The organism is Actinomycetospora succinea, assembly GCF_004363095.1.
Lineage (GTDB): Bacteria > Actinomycetota > Actinomycetes > Mycobacteriales > Pseudonocardiaceae > Actinomycetospora > Actinomycetospora succinea.
Genome location: NZ_SNYO01000003.1, coordinates 772,686 through 792,351, shown reverse-complemented (window position 1 = coordinate 792,351; position 19,666 = coordinate 772,686). Strand labels below are relative to the sequence as shown.

The 19,666-nt window shown below is 73.0% G+C and carries 16 protein-coding genes; 14 read left to right on the top strand and 2 right to left on the bottom strand.

Annotation, left to right across the window (positions count from 1 at the left end; translation table 11 throughout):
* Nucleotides 1-9: 9 nt before the first annotated feature.
* The 9 genes from EV188_RS15000 to EV188_RS14960 all read left to right on the top strand — a co-directional run bounded on the left by EV188_RS15000 (nt 10) and on the right by EV188_RS14960 (nt 10,095).
* A complete protein-coding gene (locus EV188_RS15000; RefSeq protein WP_133827028.1) occupies nt 10-327 on the top strand; it encodes a DUF6802 family protein in 318 nt (105 codons plus the stop codon).
* Nucleotides 328-380: 53 nt separating this feature from the next.
* A complete protein-coding gene (locus EV188_RS14995; protein WP_133827027.1) occupies nt 381-1,886 on the top strand; it encodes a TldD/PmbA family protein in 1,506 nt (501 codons plus the stop codon).
* Nucleotides 1,883-3,301, top strand: a complete 1,419-nt coding sequence (locus EV188_RS14990) for a metallopeptidase TldD-related protein (RefSeq protein ID WP_208114192.1) — start codon at nt 1,883-1,885, stop codon at nt 3,299-3,301. Before EV188_RS14995 ends, EV188_RS14990 begins: the two co-directional genes overlap by 4 nt.
* A 96-nt stretch (nt 3,302-3,397) precedes the next feature.
* Nucleotides 3,398-4,282, top strand: a complete 885-nt coding sequence (locus tag EV188_RS14985) for an NAD-dependent protein deacetylase (RefSeq protein WP_133827136.1) — start codon at nt 3,398-3,400, stop codon at nt 4,280-4,282.
* A 205-nt stretch (nt 4,283-4,487) separates the two neighbouring features.
* Nucleotides 4,488-6,317 (top strand): phosphoenolpyruvate carboxykinase (GTP), encoded by a 1,830-nt coding sequence (locus EV188_RS14980; protein ID WP_133827026.1) that lies wholly within the window; start codon nt 4,488-4,490, stop codon nt 6,315-6,317.
* A gap of 252 nt (nt 6,318-6,569) precedes the next feature.
* Complete coding sequence (locus EV188_RS14975; RefSeq protein WP_133827025.1) at nt 6,570-6,845, top strand: DUF3311 domain-containing protein; 276 nt, start codon at nt 6,570-6,572, stop codon at nt 6,843-6,845.
* The gene (gene mctP / locus EV188_RS14970) at nt 6,842-8,500 is read left to right on the top strand and encodes a monocarboxylate uptake permease MctP (RefSeq protein WP_424922929.1); all 1,659 of its coding nucleotides are present in this window, start codon (nt 6,842-6,844) and stop codon (nt 8,498-8,500) included. Before EV188_RS14975 ends, mctP begins: the two co-directional genes overlap by 4 nt.
* A 21-nt stretch (nt 8,501-8,521) precedes the next feature.
* Nucleotides 8,522-9,682, top strand: a complete 1,161-nt coding sequence (locus EV188_RS14965; protein WP_243741699.1) for an alkaline phosphatase family protein — start codon at nt 8,522-8,524, stop codon at nt 9,680-9,682.
* 11 nt (nt 9,683-9,693) lie between these two features.
* A complete protein-coding gene (locus tag EV188_RS14960; protein ID WP_133827023.1) occupies nt 9,694-10,095 on the top strand; it encodes an ankyrin repeat domain-containing protein in 402 nt (133 codons plus the stop codon).
* Here the strand turns inward: EV188_RS14960 and pntB are convergent.
* Entirely contained in the window at nt 10,082-11,488 is a 1,407-nt protein-coding gene (pntB, locus tag EV188_RS14955; protein WP_133827022.1) for a Re/Si-specific NAD(P)(+) transhydrogenase subunit beta, read from the bottom strand. The genes EV188_RS14960 and pntB overlap by 14 nt on opposite strands.
* Nucleotides 11,485-13,020: a Re/Si-specific NAD(P)(+) transhydrogenase subunit alpha gene (locus EV188_RS14950; protein ID WP_133827021.1), complete on the bottom strand. Its 1,536-nt coding sequence runs from the start codon at nt 13,018-13,020 to the stop codon at nt 11,485-11,487. The genes pntB and EV188_RS14950 overlap by 4 nt, the downstream gene beginning before the upstream one ends.
* Nucleotides 13,021-13,239: 219 nt before the next feature.
* Between EV188_RS14950 and EV188_RS14945 the strand changes: the two genes are divergently transcribed.
* Genes EV188_RS14945 through EV188_RS14930 form a run of 5 tightly spaced genes read left to right on the top strand, consistent with a single transcriptional unit; the run spans nt 13,240 to nt 19,657 of the window.
* Complete coding sequence (locus EV188_RS14945; protein WP_133827020.1) at nt 13,240-14,289, top strand: LLM class flavin-dependent oxidoreductase; 1,050 nt, start codon at nt 13,240-13,242, stop codon at nt 14,287-14,289.
* 34 nt (nt 14,290-14,323) lie between these two features.
* The gene (locus EV188_RS14940; RefSeq protein ID WP_166659892.1) at nt 14,324-16,474 is read left to right on the top strand and encodes a molybdopterin oxidoreductase family protein; all 2,151 of its coding nucleotides are present in this window, start codon (nt 14,324-14,326) and stop codon (nt 16,472-16,474) included.
* Entirely contained in the window at nt 16,474-16,818 is a 345-nt protein-coding gene (locus tag EV188_RS31595) for a molybdopterin oxidoreductase (protein ID WP_243741698.1), read from the top strand. Before EV188_RS14940 ends, EV188_RS31595 begins: the two co-directional genes overlap by 1 nt.
* Entirely contained in the window at nt 16,818-19,352 is a 2,535-nt protein-coding gene (gene nirB / locus EV188_RS14935; RefSeq protein WP_133827019.1) for a nitrite reductase large subunit NirB, read from the top strand. Before EV188_RS31595 ends, nirB begins: the two co-directional genes overlap by 1 nt.
* Nucleotides 19,349-19,657: a Rieske (2Fe-2S) protein gene (locus tag EV188_RS14930; RefSeq protein ID WP_133827018.1), complete on the top strand. Its 309-nt coding sequence runs from the start codon at nt 19,349-19,351 to the stop codon at nt 19,655-19,657. The genes nirB and EV188_RS14930 overlap by 4 nt, the downstream gene beginning before the upstream one ends.
* The last annotated feature ends 9 nt before the right edge of the window (nt 19,658-19,666 follow it).

The window sequence follows — 19,666 nt, the reverse complement described above, 5'->3', positions numbered from 1 at the left end:
CTCCGGGGCATGGTCGACGTGCCCGACGTCCACATCGATCCGCTGCCCGGCGAGCTGCTGGTCGGCGCGCCCGACGGTGCCCACGTGCTCGGCGCCGCCACCGTCGACAGCGACGCCGACGGCCGCCCCGACACCACCGTGGTGCCCGAGCCCGACGCGCTGGTGCTGGGCACCGACGTCGACGGTGACGCGCGGGTCGACGTGCTCACCCGCATCGGCGACGACGGCACGGCGACGACGCACGAGGTCCCCGACTGGGACGAGGGCCCGGTCCCGCCGGCGCCGATCATCGATCCGGCCACCGGTGGGTGGGTCCGCGGCGGCTGAATGCGCCGGTCGGGCGGTCGATCCGGGTAGGTTCGGCGCCTGTGCAGAGCCCCGTGACGCATGCGGTGGACGCGGACTTCCTCGCCCTGCCCCGTGCCGCGCTCGCCGACGCCGCCCTCGACGCCGCCCGCCGCGGCGGGGCCCAGCACGCGGACCTGCGCGTGCAGCGGCTGCGCAGCCAGCACCTCGAACTGCGCGACGGCCGGGTGGTGGTCGCCGCCGACCAGGAGAGCGTCGGCCTCGCCGTGCGGGTGCTGCGCGACGGGGTGTGGGGGTTCGCCGCGCACGTCGACCTCACGCCCGAGACGGCCGCGGCCACGGCCCGCCGGGCCCTCGAGGTCTCCGGCACCCTCGCCGCCCTGGCCACCGAGCGGGTGACCCTCGCCGACGAGCCGGTGCACGCCGGTGTCACCTGGGTCTCGCCGTACGACGTCGACCCGTGGGCGGTGGACGTCGCCGACAAGATCGGCCTGCTGACCGCCCGGTCGACGGCGCTGCTCGCCGCGCCCGGCGTCGACCACGTCGCCGCGAGCTGCGTGCAGGTCAAGGAGCAGACCTTCTACGCCGACACCGCCGGCACGACCACCACGCAGCAGCGCGTCCGCGTCGATCCCGACGTCACGATCACCACCGTCGACCGGGCCGCCGGCGGCTTCGAGACGCTGCGGACCCTGGCCCCGCCGACCGGGCGCGGCTGGGAGTACCTCACCGGCACGGGCTGGGACTGGGACGCCGAGCTCGCCGAGCTGCCCGACCTGCTGGCCGAGAAGGTGGCGGCGCCCAGCGTCGAGGCGGGCCCGACCGACCTCGTCATCGACCCGACCAACCTGTGGCTCGTCATCCACGAGTCGATCGGGCACGCCACCGAGTACGACCGCGCGATCGGCTACGAGGCGGCGTACGCCGGGACCAGCTTCGCCACCCCGGACAAGCTCGGGACGCTGCGCTACGGCAGCGACGTCCTCACCGTCACCGGCGACCGGACCGTGCCGCACGGGCTCGCGAGCGTCGGCTGGGACGACGACGGGGTGGCCACCGGCGAGTTCGACCTCGTCCGCGACGGGGTGCTCGTCGGCTACCAGGTCGACCGCTCGTTCGCGCCGCGCCTCGGGCTGGAGCGCTCCAACGGCTGCGCCTACGCCGACTCCGCGGAGCACGTCCCGCTGCAGCGGATGGCGAACGTGTCGCTGCGCGCCGACCCGGACACCGACCGGTCCACCGCGGCGCTCATCGACGGGGTGGAGGACGGCATCTACGTCGTGGGCGACCGCTCCTGGTCGATCGACATGCAGCGCTACAACTTCCAGTTCACCGGCCAGCGGTTCCACCGCATCCGCGGGGGCAAGCTCGTCGGGCAGGTCCGCGACGTCGGCTACCAGGCGACGACCACCGACTTCTGGGGCTCGCTCGAGGCCGTCGGCGGGCGCTCGACGTGGCGCCTGGGCGGGGCGTTCAACTGCGGCAAGGCCCAGCCCGGCCAGGTCGCGCCCGTGAGCCACGGGTGCCCGTCGGCGCTGCTGCGGCAGGTCACCGTCCTCAACACGGGGAGCGGATCGTGAGCGCGCCCGGATCGGCCCTCGTGGAGCGCACGCTCGCGATCGCGGCACGCCAGGCCCCCGACGCCGGCGCGGTCGCCACGGTCCGCGAGGTGTCCGAGGCGGTCGTGCGCTGGGCGAACTCCACGCTCACGACCAACGGGCAGACCGTCGAGCGGCGCCTCTCGGTGATCATGCTGGTGCCGCTGGACGGCGGCACGGGCGCCGGCGTGGCCACCGTGCCCGCGCCCACCGCGCTCGCGGCCGGGCCCGAGGGCGACGCAGTGATCGGCGAGGCGGTCGCCGGCGCGGTGCAGGCCGCCCGCCGGGCCGGACCCGCGCGCGACGCCGCCCCGCTGCCGGCGTCCACGGACGGCGACCCGGGCGACTGGCACGACGGCGCCGGCGAGACCTCGATGGCGGTGTTCGGGCGGCTCGCCGAGGAGCTGGGGGCGTCGTTCCGGCCCGACGAGGCGTCGTTCGGGTTCGCCGACCACCGCGTCACCACCACCTGGCTGGGCACGTCGGCCGGGGTGCGGCGGCGCTGGGTCGAGCCCGGCGGATCCGTCGAGATCAACCTCAAGGACCCCGCGACCGGCACGTCGGTGTGGGGCGGCGAGGGCGCCACCGACGTCGCGGACGTCGACGTCACCGCGCTGGTCGGGCGCCTGCGCGACCGGCTGCCGTGGGGCCGGCGCTGGATCGACCTGCCCGCGGGCCGCTACGAGACGATCCTGCCGCCGTCGGCGGTGTCCGACCTGATGATCTACATGGCCTGGTCGATGGGCGGGCGCCCGGCGCAGGAGGGCCGCTCGGCGTTCTCGCGGGCCGGCGGCACCCGCGTCGGCGAGCGCCTCGGCCCGCTGCCCCTGACGCTCGCCGGCGACCCGGCCGCGCCCGGCTTCCCCGACCTGGCCTACACCCCGGTGCTCGCGACGACGTACTCCGGCGACGAGGTCTCGGTGTTCGACAACGGGGCCACCACCGGACGCGTCGAGTGGGTCCGCGACGGCGAGGTGGCGACGCTGGCCTACCCGCGCGCCGCCGCGACCGAGTACGACGCCCCGTTCGCCGCGCCCACCGACAACCTCGTGCTCACCGGGGGCGAGGACGCGACGCTCGAGGAGATGGTGGCCTCGACCGAGCGCGGCCTGCTGCTGACCTGCCTCTGGTACATCCGCGAGGTCGACCCCTCGACGCTGCTGCTCACGGGGCTGACCCGCGACGGCGTGTACCTCGTCGAGCGCGGCGAGATCGTCGGGGAGGTCAACAACTTCCGCTTCAACGAGTCGCCGCTCGACCTCCTGCGCCGCGCCACCGAGGCGGGCACCACCGAGCGGACGCTGCCACGCGAGTGGAAGGACTGGTTCACCCGCGCCGCCATGCCCCCGCTGCGCGTCCCCGACTACCACATGACCTCGGTGTCCCCGGGCCGCTGAGGGGCTCCGCCCACGTGAGTGTTCCGGGTCGCCCCGACGACCCGGAACACTCACGTGCGCCGGAGGCGCATCATGGACGGCGTGGTCAGGTCGCTGATGCGGTACACCGCGCCGCAGGAGGCGTGGGAGGCCGACGTCCCGGTCCGCGGCGACGTGCCCGAGCTCGCGACGCTGCTCGCCGAGGGCGGCGCGCTGCTGCTCACCGGCGCCGGGATCTCCACCGACTCCGGCATCCCCGACTACCGCGGCCCGACGAGCGCCGCGCGCCGCCACGCCCCGATGACCTACGAGGCGTTCGTCGGCGATCCCGTCGCGCGCCACCGGTACTGGGCGCGCAGCCACGTCGGCTGGGCCCAGATGGCCGGCGCCCGCCCGAACGACGGGCACCGGGCCGTCGCGGCGCTCCAGCGCGCGGGCCTCGTCAACGGCGTGATCACCCAGAACGTCGACGGGCTGCACCAGGCGGCGGGCGCGCGCGACGTCGTCGAGCTGCACGGGGCGCTCGACCGCGTCGTCTGCCTCGGGTGCCGTGCGACGCCGGCCCGCACGGAGATCCAGCGGCGCCTCGAGGCCCTGAACCCCGGCTTCGACGCCCGCGCGGTCGCGATCAACCCCGACGGCGACGCCGAACTGCCCGACGCGGAGCTCGACCGCTTCACGATGACCGCCTGCCCCGGGTGCGGTGACGGACCGTTGAAGCCGGACGTGGTCTTCTTCGGTGAGTCGGTGCCCCGGCCGCGTGTCGACCTCTGTTTCTCGATGGTCGAGCGGGCAAGATCACTGGTGGTCCTCGGATCGTCGCTCACCGTGATGTCGGGCCTGCGCTTCGTGCACGCCGCGACGCGTCGTGGGCTGCCGGTCGCGGTCGTGACCAGCGGTCCGAGCCGTGCCGACGGGGTGGCGGCCGTTCGGCTGACCGGTGCCCTGGGCGAGGTCCTGCCGGCCGCTCTGGACACCCTGCGTTTGCCCGATCGGGCCTGAATCGTTCAGCTTGATCGTGGAAGTGAGGCCCCCGACAGCGCCCGGCGGTGTCGTTCTCACGAAGTCTCGTTAACGTCGAGCACCACCGACGGAGTATTCGACCGGGCACGGCGCCGTGCCCGGCGATGACTCCGTTCCCGAGGCGACCGGGGCCGCTTCGCGGTCCACGGCGTTCCGGCGAGCGAGCCAGCGACCGAGGAGACGCATGACTGCTGTTCCGACCATCCGAGGACTCGACAACCCGCCGATCCGACGCCGTGAGGTGATCGACTGGGTGGCCGAGGTCGCCGAGCTGACCACGCCGGACCAGGTCGTCTGGTGCGACGGGTCCCAGGACGAGTGGGACCGGCTGACCAAGGAGCTCGTCGCGGCCGGCACGTACACGCAGCTCGACCCGGACAAGAAGCCGAACTCGTTCTACGCCGCCTCCGACCCCGACGACGTCGCGCGCGTCGAGGAGCGCACCTTCATCTGCTCGGTCAACGAGGCCGACGCGGGGGTCACCAACAACTGGATGGACCCGGCCGAGATGAAGGCCGTGATGACCGAGCTGTACCGCGGGTGCATGGCCGGTCGCACGATGTACGTGATCCCGTTCTGCATGGGCCCGGTGAACGCCGAGCACCCCAAGCTGGGCGTCGAGATCTCCGACAGCGCCTACGTCGTCACCTCGATGCACATCATGACCCGCATGGGCCCCGAGGTGCAGAAGCGCCTCGACGAGGGCGACACGGAGTGGGTCCCGGCGCTGCACTCGGTCGGCGCGCCGCTCGAGCCCGGCCAGCAGGACGTGAAGTGGCCGTGCAACGACACGAAGTACATCAGCCACTTCCCCGACACCCGTGAGATCTGGAGCTTCGGGTCCGGGTACGGCGGCAACGCGCTGTTGGGCAAGAAGTGCTACTCGCTGCGCATCGCCTCGGCGATGGCGCGCGACGAGGGCTGGCTCGCCGAGCACATGCTCATCCTCAAGCTGATCAGCCCGGAGGAGAAGGCGTACTACATCGCGGCCGCCTTCCCGTCGGCCTGCGGCAAGACGAACCTCGCGATGCTCCAGCCCACGATCCCGGGCTGGCGCGCCGAGACCGTCGGCGACGACATCGCCTGGATGCGCTTCGGCGCCGACGGCCGCCTCTACGCGGTCAACCCCGAGTTCGGCTTCTTCGGCGTGGCGCCCGGGACGAACTGGAAGACCAACCCGAACGCGATGCGCACCATCGAGCACGGCAACGCCCTGTTCACCAACGTCGCGCTCACCGACGACGGCGACGTCTGGTGGGAGGGCCTCGAGGGCGACCCCGAGCACCTCACCGCCTGGACGGGCGACGACTGGACGCCCGGTACGGCGAAGCCGGCCGCGCACCCGAACTCGCGCTACACCGTGCCGATCTCGCAGTGCCCCGTCGTCGCGCCCGAGTGGGACGACCCGCAGGGCGTGCCGATCTCCGCGATCCTGTTCGGCGGCCGCCGCAAGACGACGATCCCGCTGGTCACCGAGTCGTTCGACTGGCAGCACGGCACCTTCATGGGCGCCACGATGTCGAGCGAGATGACGGCCGCGGCCAAGGGCGGCAAGGGCCAGGTCCGGCGCGACCCGATGGCGATGCTGCCCTTCCTCGGCTACAACGTCGGCGACTACTTCCAGCACTGGGTGGACGTGGGCAAGAGCGCGGACGCCACCAAGCTGCCGTCGATCTTCTACGTCAACTGGTTCCGCCGGGGCGAGGACAACCGCTTCCTGTGGCCCGGGTTCGGCGAGAACAGCCGTGTCCTCAAGTGGATCATCGAGCGGCTCGAGGGCAAGGCCGCCGCCACCGAGACGCCGATCGGCCACGTGCCGAGCGCCGACCAGATCGACGTCGAGGGCCTGTCCGAGCCGATGGAGGACATCGAGGCGTCGCTGCACTTCGACGCCGACGAGTGGCGCGAGGAGCTGCCGCTCATCGAGGAGTGGTTCGCCAAGATCGGCGAGAAGCTGCCGACCTCGATGCGCGACGAGCTCGAGGCCCTCAAGCAGCGCCTCGACGCGAGCTAGCCCGCTCCGCGACGAACGAACGGTGCCGTCGCTGCTCCCGAAGCAGCGACGGCGCCGTTCGTTCATCCGGGCTGCGCGCATCCGGCGCAGCGGGTACCGGCGGCCGGGCGCTCCGGGGCGCGGGACACCCGATCGCATGAACACTCGGCGCACGAATGCGCACAGAGCGCAGCATCAGCGCTTCACCTCGGCGTCACATCCGGCTTACCATCGCCCGGCTCTGCGTGAGCACGTCGATGAGGAGGCCTGACGATGACGACGTCCGCCCCACCGCCCGGGGAGTCCTCGAGCACCGCAGAGGAGTCGCCGCCCCGGGGCTGGACGGACGTCCGGTTCCGGTGGATCAACCTGCTGCTGCTGATCCCGCTCGTGTCGATCCTGCCGTTCCTGTTCAACAGCGAGGAGCCGACGCTCGCGGGGCTGCCGTTCTTCTACTGGTTCCAGCTGCTCGTCATCCCGGTCGGCATCCTCTGCACGGTCGCGGTCCACCGCCTGACCCGCCACGTCGACGAGGAGGGCGAGCAGTGAGCGGCACCCAGACCACCGAGCTGGTCATCTTCACGCTGCTCTTCCTCGGTGTCGCCGTCATGGGCTTCATGGCGAGCCGGTGGCGCCGGGCGACCGACCTCCAGCACCTCGACGAGTGGGGCCTCGGCGGGCGCAAGTTCGGCTCGTGGGTGACGTGGTTCCTGCTCGGCGGCGACCTCTACACCGCCTACACGTTCGTCGCGATCCCCGCGCTGCTGTTCTCCTCGGGCGCGCTCGGCTTCTACGCGGTGCCCTACACGATCATCGCGTTCCCGCTGGTCATGCTGCCGCTGCTGCGCCTGTGGTCGGTCTCGCGGGTGCACGGCTACGTCACCCCGGCCGACTTCGTCCGCGGCCGCTACGACTCCCCGGTCCTCGCGCTGCTCATCGCGATCACCGGGATCGTCGCGACGATGCCCTACATCGCCCTGCAGCTCGCCGGGCTCGAGGCCGTGCTGCGCACGATCGGGCTCAACGGCACCGGGTTCTGGGGCCACGCGCCGCTGTTCGTCGCCTTCGTCGTGCTCGCGGCCTACACCTACCAGTCGGGGCTGCGGGCGCCCGCGCTGATCGCGGTGGTCAAGGACATCCTGATCTACATCGTCATCCTCGTCGCGATCATCTACCTGCCGCTCAAGCTCGGCGGCTGGTCGGCGATCTTCGATGCGGGCCAGGCGAAGCTCTCGCAGCCGTCGCCCACCACCGGTCAGCCGGCGGGCTCGATCCTGCTCACGGCGAACAACCAGCTGCAGTACGCCACGCTGGCGCTGGGCAGCGCGCTCGCCCTGTTCCTCTACCCGCACTCGGTGACCGGCGTGCTCTCCAGCCAGAGCCGCGGCACGATCCGGCGGAACATGGCCGCGCTGCCGGCCTACTCGTTCCTGCTGGCCCTGCTCGCCCTGCTCGGGTACGTCGCGATCGCGGCCGGGGTGAAGCCGATCGTCAACGGCTCCACCGGGCGCGCGGACACCAACACGATCGTCCCCGTGCTCTTCGACAACCAGTTCCCGTCGTGGTTCGCCGGCATCGCGTTCGCGGCGATCGGCATCGGCGCGCTGGTGCCCGCCGCGATCATGTCGATCGCCGCGGCGAACCTGTGGACCCGCAACATCTACAAGGAGTTCCTCCACCGCAACGCGACCCCGCGCGAGGAGGCCCGCCAGGCCAAGCTCGCGTCGCTGGTGGTCAAGGTCGGCGCGGTGCTGTTCATCGTCCTCATCGACCCGCAGTTCTCGGTCGACCTCCAGCTCATCGGCGGCGTGATCATCCTGATGACGCTGCCGTCGGTGGCGATCGCGCTCTACACGCGCTGGTTCCACCGCTGGGCGCTCGTGGCCGGGTGGGTCGCCGGCCTGGCGTGGGGCATGTACCTGCTCTACGGCATCACCAACCCGAACACCGGCCGGCACTTCGGCGGCTCGGCGCTCGCGCTGGACAAGCTGTCGTTCTTCGGCTGGGCGCCCTGGGACGGGTCGAAGGTGCAGATCTACGTCGGGTTCGTGGCGCTGATCCTCAACCTCGTCGTGGCCGCCGTCGTGACGCTCGTGCTGCGCGCGGTGGGGACGCCCGAGGGCCGGGACCACACCACCGCCGCGGACTACCACGCGACCCGCGTGCCCGAGGAGACGAAGCCGGAGGCGGTGGCGAGCACGTAGGCCTGGTCCATACTCCGGCCCGTGACGGGAACCCTCGCCGACGTCTCGCCCTCGCTGGTCGCCGCCCTGGGGGTCGAGGGGTTCGACGACGTCCTGGGCGTCGGCGAGGCCCGCGGGGTCGCGCTGCTGCTCGTCGACGGGCTGGGCGCCGAGCTGCTCGACGCGCACGCCGACCGGGCGCCGGCCCTGGCCGAGCTCGCGGCGCGCGGCCGCCGGCTGGTCGCCGGATTCCCGGCGACCACCGCGGTCAGCGTCACGAGCCTCGGCACCGGGCTGTCCTCGGGCGAGCACGGGATCGTCGGCTACAGCATGGGCGTGCCGCCGCTCGACGACCCCGAGGCGCCTGCCGACGTCGTCCTCAACACGCTGCGCTGGTGCGCGCACGGCGCCATCGACCCGGTCGACCTGCGCCGCGAGCTCCCGCCCGAGCAGGTGCAGGCCGCGCCGACGGTGCTGGAGCGTGCGGCGCGGGCGGGCGTCGCCGTCACCACCGTCGCCCCGGAGATCCAGCGTCGCTCCGGGCTGACGCGCGCGGCGCTGCGCGGCGGGCGGTTCCACGGGGTGTCGGCGCTGGGCGACCTCGGCGCGGAGGTGCTCGACGCCCTGGCCACGGACGCCGCCGAGGAACGCACCTTCTGCTACGCCTACCATGGCGACCTCGACATGATCGGGCACACGCACGGCCCGGGGAGCCGGCCCTGGCGCCTCCAGCTCGCGGTCGTCGACCGCCTGGTCGCCGCGATCGCCGAGGATCTGCCGTCGGACACCGTCCTGGCCGTCGTCGCCGACCACGGCATGATCGGCACCGACCCCGGCTGGCGCATCGACATCGACACCACCCCGGCCCTGCTCGGCGGGGTGCGCCGCCTGGCCGGGGAGGCCCGGGTCCGGCACGTGTTCGTCGCCGACGGCGCCCTCGACGACGTGACCGCCGCGTGGCGCGAGGAGCTCGGCGAGGCGGCGTGGGTGCGGACCCGGGACGAGGCGATCGCCGAGGGCTGGTTCGGCCCCGAGGTCGCGGACACCGCGCGCGGGCGCATCGGCGACGTCGTGGCGGCCGCGCAGGGCAACTGGACATTGGTGCGCTCGCGCATCGAGCCGATGGAGACCGGGCTCGTCGGGCACCACGGCTCGCTCACCGACGCCGAGCAGCACGTCCCCTTCCTGCTCGCGCGCTCCTAGACTCGGGCCCGATGAGCGACGAACCGGGCGAGCCCGACGACGCCGTACGGGAGCTCGCGACGCGGGTGTTCGACCTCGCCCGTGCGGGCGATGCGGCATCGCTGGCGTCCTACGTCGACGCCGGCGTCCCCGCGAACCTGACGAACGAGAAGGGCGACACGCTCGTCATGCTCGCCGCGTACCACGGTCACGCCGACGCGGTGACCGCGCTCGTCGCCCGCGGCGCCGACGTCGACCGGCTCAACGACCGCGGGCAGTCGCCGCTCGCCGGGGCCGTGTTCAAGGGCGAGGACGCCGTGGTCCGCGCGCTGGTCGCCGGCGGCGCCGACCCGCAGGCCGGGCACCCGACCGCCATCGAGACGGCGCGGATGTTCGGCCGCGAGGACCTGCTGGAGGTACTCAGATCGCCTTGATGATGTCCTCCACGCGCACCCGCGCGTCGCCGAAGATCATCGAGGTGTTCTCGCGGAAGAACAGCGGGTTCTGCACGCCCGCGTAGCCCACGGCCATCGAGCGCTTGAAGACGACGACGTCCTTCGCCTCCCACACGCGCAGCACCGGCATCCCCGCGATCGGGCTGGCCGGGTCGTCCATCGCCGCCGGGTTGACGGTGTCGTTGGCGCCGATGACGAGGACGACGCTGGTGGACGCCAGGTCGTCGTTGATCTCGTCCATCTCGAGCACGATGTCGTAGGGGACCTTGGCCTCGGCGAGCAGCACGTTCATGTGCCCGGGCAGGCGCCCGGCCACCGGGTGGATGCCGAAGCGGACCTCGACGCCGCGCTCCTGGAGGCGGCGGGTGAGGTCGGCGACCGGGTACTGCGCCTGGGCCACCGCCATGCCGTAGCCGGGCACGATCACGACCGACGACGCGTCGGTGAGCATCGCGGCGACGTCGTCGGCCGAGACCTCGCGGTGCTCGCCCTCGACCGTGCTCGCCGACGTCCCCGACTCGACCCCGAACCCGCCGGCGATGACCGAGAGGAACGAGCGGTTCATCGCCTGGCACATCACGTACGACAGGTAGGCACCGGACGACCCGACGAGCGCGCCGGTGACGATCAGCAGGGTGTTGTCGAGCAGGAAGCCCGACGCGGCCGCCGCCCACCCCGAGTAGCTGTTGAGCATCGAGACGACGACGGGCATGTCGCCGCCGCCGATCGAGGCGACCAGGTGCCAGCCCAGCGCCAGCGCGACCGCGGTGATCGCGATCATCAGGCCGAGCGAGGGGGCCACGGTGAACCCGACGGTCAGCGCGGCGAAGGCCACCAGCGCGCCGAGGTTGAGGGCGTTCTTGCCCGGCAGCGTCAGCGGGCGCGACTTCATGCGCCCGGACAGCTTCCCGTAGGCGACGATCGAGCCGGTGAACGTCACGGCACCGATGAACACCCCGATGCCGACCTCGACGGAGTGGATGCCGAGCAGCTCCGGCGCCACGGTGGTCTGGGCCGGCCCGAGGGCCTCGACCTCGAGGTAGCCGTTCCACCCGACGAGCACCGCGGCGAGGCCGACGAAGCTGTGCAGCAGGGCGATGAGCTCGGGCATGCCGGTCATCTCGACGACGCGGGCACGCCAGAGCCCGATCCCGCCGCCGACCACCATCGCGACGGCGAGCAGCGCGACGGCACCGGCCGGGATCGACTCGGCCACCATCACCACGGTCGCGACCAGGGCGACCGCCATGCCGGCGATGCCGTAGGCGACGCCCGCCCGGGCCGTCTCGTGCTTGGACAGGCCCGCGAGGCTCATCACCGTGAGCAGGGCGGCGACGACGTAGGCCGCGGTCGCGGCGGCTCCGGCGCTCACTGGGCGGATCCCTTCGTGAACATGGCCAGCATCCGCCGCGTCACCGCGAACCCGCCGACGATGTTGATGCTGGCCAGCAGCACCGCGACGAACGCGAGCACCGAGACGACGACGCCGTGCTGGCCGAACTGCAGCAGCGCCCCGACCACGACCACCCCCGAGATCGCGTTGGTCACCGACATCAGCGGCGTGTGCAGGGCGTGGTGGACCTTGCCGATGACGTAGTAGCCGATGACGACGGCCAGCACGAACACCGTGAGGTTGGTGGCGAGCTCCGGGGGCGCGAACGCCGTCGCCACGAAGAGCAGCGCGAACGCCACCGCCACGAGCGCGTAGCGGCGCGCGGGGGACGCCGGGCGCTGCGGCTCGACAACGGGGGTCGAGGCCACCGGCTCGACCGGCACGCTTGGGGCGGCGGAGACCGGGATGGGCGGCGGCGGCCAGAGCACGTCGCCGTGGTGGGTCACGGTCATCGAGCGGATGACCACGTCCTCGAGGTCGAGGACGAGCCGGCCGTCCTTCTCGGGGACGAGCAGCTTGAGGAGGTTGAGCAGGTTGGTGCCGTAGAGCTGCGAGGCCTGGGTGGGCAGGCGGGCGGCGAGGTCGGTGTGCCCGACGATGGTCACGCCGTTCTCGGTGACGACGACCTGGTCGGCCACCGAGCCCTCGACGTTGCCGCCCTGGCTCGCGGCCATGTCGACGATGACGCTGCCGGGCTTCATGCTCGCGACGTCGGCGGCCGTGAGCAGGCGCGGCGCCGCGCGCCCGGGGATGAGGGCGGTGGTGACGACGACGTCGACGTCGGCGGCCTGCTCGCTGTAGATCTCCGCGGCGCGCGCGTCGTAGGCCTCGGAGGTGGCGCGGGCGTACCCGTCGGCGCTGGCCTCCTGCTCGACCTCGACGGCGAGGAACTCGCCACCCAGGGAGCGGACCTGCTCGGCGACCTCGGGGCGCGGGTCGGTGGCCCGCACGACGGCACCGAGGCTCGACGCCGCGCCGATGGCCGCGAGCCCGGCGACGCCGGCGCCCGCGACCAGCACCGTCGCCGGCGGGACCTTGCCCGCGGCGGTGACCTGGCCGGTGAAGAAGCGCCCGAAGCGGTGGGCGGCCTCGACGACCGCGCGGTAGCCCGCGATGTTCGCCATGGAGCTGAGGACGTCGAGCGACTGGGCGCGCGAGATGCGCGGCACCGCGTCGGTGGCCAGCACGGTGAGCCCGCGGGCGGCGAGGTCCTCGAGCACCGCCGGGTTGCGGGCGGGGCCGACCATCGCGACGAGCGTGGTCCCGGCGGCCATGCGGTCGAGGCGCTCGGCGTCGGGCGTGCGGAGCGCGAGCACCACGTCCGCCGTCCACGGGTCACCGAGCTCGGCGCCGGCGGCGACGTAGTCCGCGTCCGGGAAGCTCGCGTGCTCCCCCGCCCCCGGCTCGACGACGACCGTCGCCCCCAGGTTGGTCAGACCCACCACGGTGGCCGGGGTCGCGGCCACCCGGGTCTCGTGCTCCCCGGTCTCCCGGGGCACACCGATGCGCACGGTCGTGCTCCCTACTTCCCACCACCGGCGCCGTCGCCGGATGTTCACCGGATCATCGCCCCCACGACCATCCGTCAGGGGTGACCTTAGTCTCCTCACAGGAAACGACCGGGTGCGGGCTCGCTCACAACCGCGGACCTCCCGTGGTTCATCGCCGACGACCGTCACACCGCAACATCCGGCGGAACACGGCCGCGCCGCCGGGACGTTGCACCGGACATGCGCGATCTCGAGCTCTCGGTCCTGGACCTCTCGCCGGTGCCCTCCGGCTCGTCGACGTCGGCGGCCCTGCACGAGACCATCGAGCTCGGTCGCACCGTCGAACGCGCCGGCTACCGCCGCATGTGGCTGGCCGAGCACCACGGCATCCCGAGCGTCGCGAGCTCCAGCCCGGAGATCCTGATCCAGGCCGTCGCCGGGGCCACGAGCACCCTGCGCGTCGGGTCGGGCGGGATCATGCTGCCGAACCACTCGCCGCTGAAGGTCGCCGAGACGTTCCGGGCCCTCGCGGGCCTGCACCCGGATCGCATCGACCTCGGGATCGGGCGCGCCCCGGGCACCGACCCGCGCACCGCGATCGCGCTGCGCCGCAGCCGCGAGGCCCTCACCGCCGACGACTTCCCCGAGCAGTTCACCGAGCTGCGCGGCTACGTCGACGGCCTCCCCGCCGACCACCCCTTCGCCGGCATCGAGGCGATGCCGAACGACGTGCCGCTGCCGCCGGTGTGGATCCTCGCGTCGAGCTACTACGGCGGGCAGGCCGCGGCCGCGTTCGGCACGGGCTTCGCCTACGCCGGGCACTTCGGCGGCGCCGACCCGGGCGAGGCGACGCGCATCTACCGCCAGCAGTTCCGGCCCAGTGACGCCGCCGGCGCGCAGGACCCGCACGTCATCCTCGCCGCCGCCGTGATGTGCAGCGAGGACGCCGAGCGCGCCCGCGCGATGGGCCGCGCCCACTCGCTGTCGATGGCGCGCCTGCGCACCGGCAACCCGGGCCCGCTGCCCAGCCCCGAGGAGGCCGTCGCCCACGACTGGAGCGCCATCGAGCTCCAGGTCGAGCAGGGCATGGCCTCGAAGATGACCGCCGGCACCCCCGACGAGGTCCGCGCCGACCTCGAGCGACGCGCGCAGGAGGCGGACGCCGACGAGATCATGATCGTCAGCCCGATCCACGACGTCGCCGAGCGCCGCCGCTCCTACGAGCTGATCGCCGACGCCTTCGGCGTGACGGGCGCGACGGCGGATCGGGCAGCCGTAGCGTCCGTGTAACCGCCCGGAAACGCCCCGCCCGCAGCGTAGGGGCATGGCCGGGCCCCACCTGCCGATCTCCGGATCGGCGCCCGAGCAGGGCGTCAGCACCCACTGTCCGTACTGCTCGCTGCAGTGCGCGATGACGTTGACCCCGCGCGAGCACGGGGCGGGCCCAGTCCTCGAGGTGGCGGGCGCGCCCTTCCCGACCAACCGGGGCGGGCTGTGCGAGAAAGGTCAGTCCTCGGCCGAGCTGCTCGCGCACCCCGACCGCCTGACGACCCCGCTGGTCCGCGACGGTTCCGGCGCTCGCGACGAGCCGTTCCGCGCGGCGAGCTGGGACGAGGCCCTGCAGCGGATCGCCGACGCTCTGACCGTGGCCCAGGAGCGGTTCGGGCCGGACGCCGCGGGCCTCTTCGGCGGCGGCGGGATGACGAACGAGAAGGCCTACCAGGCCGGCAAGTTCGTCCGCGTCGCGCTGCGCAGCGCCTCGATCGACTACAACGGCCGGTTCTGCATGTCCTCGGCCGCCGCGGCGGCGACCAAGGCCTTCGGCGTCGACCGCGGGATGCCCTTCCCGCTCTCCGACATCGCGCGCGCCGACACCGTCCTGCTCGTCGGCTCGAACCCCGCCGACGTCATGCCCCCGGCCATGCGCTGGTTCGCCGCCGGACGCGAGCGCGGTGCCCGGCACCTCGTCGTCGACCCCCGCTACACCGCCACCGCCGCCGCGGCCGACGTCCACCTGCAGCCCGTGCCCGGGACGGACCTCGCGCTGGCCAACGGCCTGCTGCACCTCGCCGTGAAGCACCGCCTCGTCGACACGGCCTACATTGCCGAGCGCACCACCGGCTGGCCCGCCGTCAAGCGCGCGGTGCGCCAGTACTGGCCCGACCGCGTCGAGCGGATCACCGGCGTGCCGGTGCGCGTGATGGAGCGCGCGGTGCGGGTGCTCGCCGAGTCCCGCGCCACGATCATCCTGTCCGGCCGCGGCGCCGAGCAGCACGCCAAGGGCTCGGACACCGCGCTGGCCTGGATCAACCTCGCGCTCGCCCTGGGGCTGCCCGGCCGCCCCTTCTCCGGCTGGGCGACGATGACCGGCCAGGGCAACGGGCAGGGCGGGCGCGAGCACGGGCAGAAGGCCGACCAGCTGCCCGGCTACCGGATGCTCGCCGACCCCGCGGCCCGCGAGCACGTCGCGGGCGTCTGGGGCGTCGACCCCGACGAGCTCCCGCAGCCCGGCGTCTCGGCCTACGAGATGCTCGACCGCCTCGGCACCGACGGCGGTGTCCGCGCCCTGGTGGTGATGGCGTCCAACGTCGCCGTGTCCGCGCCGAACGCCGCCCACGTGCGCGAGCGCCTGCGCGCCCTGGACTTCCTCGCCGTCTCCGACATCTTCCTGTCCGAGACCGCCGAGCTCGCCGACGTCGTCCTGCCCACCACCCAGTGGGCCGAGGAGGACGGCACGATGACCAACGTCGAGGGCCGCGTACTGCGCCGCCGGCGCGCGGTGGACGCGCCCGAGGGCGCCCGCAGCGACCTCGCCGTCCTCGCCGACCTGGCCGGCCGCCTCGGACGCGGCGAGTACTTCGACGACGACCCCCGCACCGTCTTCGACGAACTGCGCCGCGCCAGCGCCGGCGGGAAGGCCGACTACGCCGGGATCACCTGGGAGCGGATCGAGGCCGAGCGCGGGGTGTTCTGGCCGTGTCCCTCCGAGGACCACGAGGGCACCCCACGGCTGTTCCGGGACGGCTTCCCGACGCCCGACGGGCGGGCGCGCTTCCACGTCGTGCACCACCGCGACGCCGCCGAGACGCCGGACGACGAGTTCCCGTACCGCCTGACCACCGGGCGCAGCCGCGCGCACTACCAGTCGGGCACGCAGACGCGGCGCACCAAGGCGCTGCTCGACGCCGAGCCGGAGCCCACGGTCGAGGTCCATCCCGACCTCGCCGCGCGTCTCGGCGTGGCCGACGGCGGTGACCTCCTGCTGCGCACCCGCCGCGGCAGCGCGCGCCTGCGGGTGCGCCTGACCAGCACGATCCGTCCCGACACCGTCTTCGCGCCCTTCCACTGGGCGGGCGAGCAGACGATCAACGACCTCACGAATCCCGCCCTGGACCCGGCGTCGCGGATGCCGGAGTTCAAGGTCTGCGCGGTCGAGCTCACGGCCGTCCCCACCACGACCCGGGAGGACGCATGATGACCACGCCACGGTTCCTGCAGGGCGCGTTCGCGTTCGAGGGGCAGGGCCTCGACAAGCCGGCTCCCCTGCACCCCACACTGACCTACACCGTGCCCGAGGGCGTGACCGGCCAGGTGCTCTACGTCCGCGCCGGCAACTCCTCCGACGAGCTGGCCTCGGTCGTCCTCGTGTTCGACGGCGCCCCGGCCCGCTGGTTGCCGGTCGGCGCCAGGGCCGACATGCACGTCTCCCTGCGCGTCGTCGAGGACCTCCTCGCCGGGACCACCGTCGAGGTGCACTACACCGCGCCGGCGGGCACCACCGGCACGCTCGTCGTCGACTGCGGCCTGGTGGAGGTCTGATGACGCAGATCGCGGAGCGTCCGGAGACCGAGCAGACCACCCCACCCCGCAGCCGGCTCGTCGTCGTCGGCAACGGCATGTCGGGAGCCCGCGCCCTCGAGGAGATCCTCGCGCGCGGCGGCGGCGACCGGTTCGCGATCACCGTCTTCGGCGACGAGCCCTACGGCAACTACAACCGCATCCTGCTCTCCGAGGTGCTGGCCAACGCCGCGGGAAGCGTCGTCGACAACGAGGACGCCGACGACGAGATCTACCTGAACCCGCTCGACTGGTACGCCGACAACGGGATCACGTTGCACGCGGGCGTGCGGATCGTGCGCATCGACCGGCACGCCAAGGTCGTCCTCGGCGACGACGGCTCGGTCACGCCCTACGACACGCTCGTGCTCGCCACCGGCAGCCGCTCGTTCTTCCCGCCCATGGAGGGCATGTGGGCGTCGAGGACGGCGCTCACGCGCGGCGTCTTCGGCTTCCGCTCGCTGGACGACGCGACGTCGATGCTGGCCCACGTCAAGGACCACCGGACCGCGGTGGTCATCGGCGGCGGGCTGCTCGGGCTCGAGGCCGCCGCGGGCCTGCAGGCGCACGGCGTCGCGGTGCACGTCGTGCACCCCACCGAGGTGCTGATGAACCAGCAGCTCGAGGCCGAGGCGTCCAAGGTCCTGCGCTCGAAGCTGCAGGACCGGGGCATGCACATGCACCTCGGGGTGAAGACGTCCGAGATCCTGACAGAGAACGGCAGTGTCTCGGGCGTCCGCTTCACCGACGGCTCCGACCTCGCGTGCGACATGGTCGTCGTGACCGCCGGCATCCGCCCCAACATCGGGCTCGCGATGGTCTCGGGCCTCGAGACCCAGCGCGCGATCGTCGTCGACGACAAGATGCGCTCGGTCGACGACGACGACATCTACGTGGTCGGCGAGTGCGCCCAGCACCGCGGCGAGGTCTACGGCGTCGTCGGGCCGCTCTGGGAGCAGGCGGCCGTGCTCGCCGACGTGGTGACGGGCGCGGACCCCGACGCCGAGTACCACGGCTCGCGGCTGGCGACGAAGCTCAAGGTCGCCGGCGTCGACGTCGCGCAGATGGGCGTCAAGACCCCCGAGCGGTCGTCGGACGAGTTCGTGCAGTTCTCCGAGACCGGGCGCGGCGTCTACCAGACCGTGGTCATCCGCGACGGCACGCTGATCGGGGCGACGCTGGTCGGGGACGTCAGCAAGGTCGCGGCGCTGACCCAGGCGTTCGACAGCCGCTCGGCCCTGCCCGAGGAGCGGATCCAGCTGCTCTTCGACCTCGGCAGCGCCGACGACTCCTCCGCGGTCGCCGACCTCCCCGACGACACGCAGATCTGCAACTGCAACGGCGTCTCCAAGGGCGACCTGATCGCGTGCGTCGAGCACGGCGCCGAGTCGGTCTCGGCGTGCACGGCGCAGACGCGCGCCGGCAAGGGGTGCGGGTCGTGCAAGGGCCTCGTGAAGGAGGTCGTCGAGGCGGCACTGGGCGGGGCCGGCGCCGAGGACCCGGCCGACTCGTACTACGTGCCGGGCATCCCGCTCGACAAGCCGACCCTGATGCGAGAGATCCGCGCCCGCGAGCTGAAGAGCGTGTCGGCGGTGTTCGCCGCGCTCGCCCCGGAGGGCCGCGAGCACGTCGGGTCGAAGATGGGGCTGACCGCGCTGCTGCGGATGATGTGGCCGGACGACGTCGTCGACGAGCGCGACGGCCGGTTCATCAACGACCGGGTGCACGCCAACATCCAGCGCGACGGGACGTTCTCCGTCGTCCCGCGGATGTCGGGCGGCGTCACGTCGCCGGAGCAGCTGCGGCGGATCGCCGACGTCGCCGAGAAGCACGAGATCCCCATGGTCAAGCTGACCGGGGGCCAGCGCATCGACCTGCTCGGCGTGCCCAAGGAGAAGCTGCAGGAGGTGTGGGCCGACCTCGACATGCCGTCGGGCTGGGCGTACGGCAAGAGCTTCCGCACCGTGAAGACCTGTGTCGGCACCGACTTCTGCCGCTTCGGTCTCGGCGACTCCACGCAGCTCGGCATCGACCTCGAGGAGCGCTACAAGGGCGTCGAGGGCCCGGCGAAGATGAAGCTCGCGGTCTCCGGCTGCCCGCGCAACTGCGCGGAGTCGATGGTCAAGGACGTGGGGCTGGTCGCCGTCGAAGGCGGCGAGTGGCAGATCTACGTGGGTGGCGCCGCGGGGGCGACGATCCGGAAGGGCGACATCCTCGCCACCGTCGACTCCCACGAGGAGGCCATCCGGCTCACGGGCCGGTTCCTGCAGTACTACCGGGAGCACGCCAACTGGCTGGAGCGCACGTACGACTTCGTGCCGCGGATGGGCCTGGAGTACCTGCAGGCGGTGATCGTCGACGACACCGAGGGCATCGCCGCCGAGCTCGACGCGCGCATGCAGGAGACGGTCGACCGCTACTCCGACCCGTGGGCCGCCGACCAGCAGGAACGCACGCCCGGCCAGTTCCACGACGCGCTGCCGCTCGTGCCGCTGCCGCAGGTGCCCGTGCGATGAGCGTCGAGGCGAAGCTCGGGCCCGTCGGCCAGATCCCCCTCGGTGAGGGGCGCGCGTTCCTCGTCGGCGACGAGCCGGTGGCGGTGTTCCGTCCGCGCTCCGGCGGGCTGTACGCGCTGCGGGCGATCTGCCCGCACCGCGGCGGGCCGCTCGCGGACGGTCTCACCGACGGCGAGGTGGTCATGTGCCCGCTCCACCACCACCAGTTCGCGCTCGCCGACGGGACCTGCCGCACCGGCGCCGACGACGTCGCGGCCTACCGGGCGACCGAGGAGGACGGTGAGCTGGTGGTCCGCCTGGGATGACCGAGAATG

Excerpts from the sequence above, each read along its gene's own strand:
- EV188_RS15000 (WP_133827028.1), top strand. The coding sequence starts at position 10 with ATGGTCGACGTGCCCGACGTCCACATCGATCCGCTGCCCGGCGAGCTG.
- EV188_RS14985 (WP_133827136.1), top strand. The coding sequence starts at position 3,398 with ATGCGGTACACCGCGCCGCAGGAGGCGTGGGAGGCCGACGTCCCGGTC.
- EV188_RS14980 (WP_133827026.1), top strand. The coding sequence starts at position 4,488 with ATGACTGCTGTTCCGACCATCCGAGGACTCGACAACCCGCCGATCCGA.
- EV188_RS14975 (WP_133827025.1), top strand. The coding sequence starts at position 6,570 with ATGACGACGTCCGCCCCACCGCCCGGGGAGTCCTCGAGCACCGCAGAG.
- EV188_RS14960 (WP_133827023.1), top strand. The coding sequence starts at position 9,694 with ATGAGCGACGAACCGGGCGAGCCCGACGACGCCGTACGGGAGCTCGCG.
- EV188_RS14945 (WP_133827020.1), top strand. The coding sequence starts at position 13,240 with ATGCGCGATCTCGAGCTCTCGGTCCTGGACCTCTCGCCGGTGCCCTCC.
- EV188_RS14940 (WP_166659892.1), top strand. The coding sequence starts at position 14,324 with ATGGCCGGGCCCCACCTGCCGATCTCCGGATCGGCGCCCGAGCAGGGC.
- EV188_RS31595 (WP_243741698.1), top strand. The coding sequence starts at position 16,474 with ATGACCACGCCACGGTTCCTGCAGGGCGCGTTCGCGTTCGAGGGGCAG.
- nirB (WP_133827019.1), top strand. The coding sequence starts at position 16,818 with ATGACGCAGATCGCGGAGCGTCCGGAGACCGAGCAGACCACCCCACCC.
- EV188_RS14930 (WP_133827018.1), top strand. The coding sequence starts at position 19,349 with ATGAGCGTCGAGGCGAAGCTCGGGCCCGTCGGCCAGATCCCCCTCGGT.